The sequence below is a fragment of the Enterobacter cloacae complex sp. 6730903 genome (genome assembly GCF_048283985.1).
Classification (GTDB): Bacteria; Pseudomonadota; Gammaproteobacteria; order Enterobacterales; family Enterobacteriaceae; genus Enterobacter; species Enterobacter hormaechei_C.
The window spans coordinates 1-1,602 of the sequence record NZ_JBLVXX010000116.1; the positions used below are offsets into that span (position 1 = coordinate 1).

2 protein-coding genes and 1 pseudogene are annotated in these 1,602 nt (G+C 31.1%); 1 reads left to right on the plus strand and 2 read right to left on the minus strand.

Going from position 1 to position 1,602, the window contains the following annotated elements; translation table 11 throughout:
- Nucleotides 1-279, minus strand: a pseudogene (locus tag ACNQ0W_RS25035) (hypothetical protein); the annotation flags it as partial.
- 210 nt (nucleotides 280-489) lie between these two features.
- Here ACNQ0W_RS25035 and ACNQ0W_RS25040 point away from each other — a divergent pair.
- Nucleotides 490-1,254, plus strand: a complete 765-nt coding sequence (locus tag ACNQ0W_RS25040; protein ID WP_157916688.1) for a hypothetical protein — start codon at nucleotides 490-492, stop codon at nucleotides 1,252-1,254.
- 48 nt (nucleotides 1,255-1,302) lie between these two features.
- On the opposite strand, the gene ACNQ0W_RS25045 is transcribed toward ACNQ0W_RS25040, so the two are convergent.
- Nucleotides 1,303-1,602: DUF3223 domain-containing protein (locus ACNQ0W_RS25045; protein ID WP_417933289.1), on the minus strand; the 300-nt coding region annotated here is incomplete at its 5' end.

Below are 1,602 nucleotides of genomic sequence, written 5' to 3' on the forward strand. Positions count from 1 at the left end.
ATTTATTTCTTTAAACTTTCCATTTCTATCGTTAGACAAAGTTTCATTGAATTTTCTTTCTATATCACTGGCAATTTTATCATATTTATATTCACCATTGATTTGACATTTTGATTTAATATCAAGATATGTTTCTTTATCACCAGTGAGTTCGAAACAAATATGTGAGAGTAAACCATTCCAATCATAGGAATTAGAGAGATATCGCAAGCTAAACCCAGTTCCGATGAAGAGCACTGGATGATTTCGATACTTTGCTATGAATTCATTAATTTCCATATCTCACCATAACTTGTTGATTTTATGTGCTTTAATGTGTTACTGTTGACGTATTAAGGTATATCTAACATACATTATTATTCTTTATGCCAGTTGTCTAGCATATAGTCATAACTCTTTAAGCCAAAAAATTGTCTGTTCGCGCTTTGTCCGTAGTACATGTGTATACTAACATGTATTAGATTTTTCATTATACGTTTGGTGTAATTAATGCTGAAAATTAACAAATGTCCACTTTGCCGTAAAAATAATGAACTTGTCCATAGCCATTTGATTTCTAAGTTTGTTTATAAAATTATTCGCGAATGTCAGCCATATGAGAAAATAAACGAATGTTCTCCAATGATTGTTGATAGCCGTTTAGGTCTTCTACAGAAATCAACACGTCAAGAAAAACAAATTCTCCTTTGTTCTGCATGTGAAGAGTTATTTTCTGAAAAAGAAACTGCGATGGCGAAAATTATTCGTGAACTGCAAAGAACAGATGTGAGGCAGAAAAAGATATTAGCATACCAAAAGGAACTGTGTAGCAAATTAAATGGTCAAGACATTCTTTATTTTACAGATGAAAAAGTCTCTGCAATTAAATATTTTGCTATGTTGAATTTATTTAGAAATATAGTGTGCGAGAGAGTGCCTCGCATAGTAAGAAAAGAGTTAATTAAGATTAGAAAATATCTTCTACGCGAATCTGATTATTCTTTGCCATTAATCATTCATGTTAACGACAGTGATTTTTTCCCCATAGCCTCAACTCCATTCAAAATTGATTCTGATAATTGCTACCATTATATTTTTTTAATTCCTGAGTTTTTATTTCATTTCTTCTTTTGTATGTCACAACTAAACTTGCAGTTTAATGACGTAATGATTATGCCAGAACATCTTTCTTCAAAAGAAGAAGTGGAAATTCACCTTAGGAACTCAATGAAAGACATTCGCATTGCTAATAATGCAAAGAAATATATAAAATGATTAGCTTTTGATGGACTTCGAGTGACTTGGCAAATAAGTACGTATTGGTTATTTTTTGAGGCATTTAATAGCATAATGAAAAGAAATGTCCTCTAATCCAGTTTTTGTTTTCAAATAAAAACATCTGGTGCCGTGTAGTGATCTACCTGCAGTGATTCCTATGCATTCATTCTTACTTTTTTCTTCCCACTCATCGTGGTTTTTAAATAATTCGATCAAAAAATTATAATCACTAATGCTCACTTCTTGATGGTCTTTGGTTTTGTTTAGAATGCTTTGTGCCTGACTGATTATATCTTTCTTAGTAGCATAAATAATATTGTTGATAGTGTATGACATGTTTTTTCC

Coding starts and splice junctions, on each gene's coding strand:
- ACNQ0W_RS25040 (WP_157916688.1), top strand. CDS start 490: ATGCTGAAAATTAACAAATGTCCACTTTGCCGTAAAAATAATGAACTT.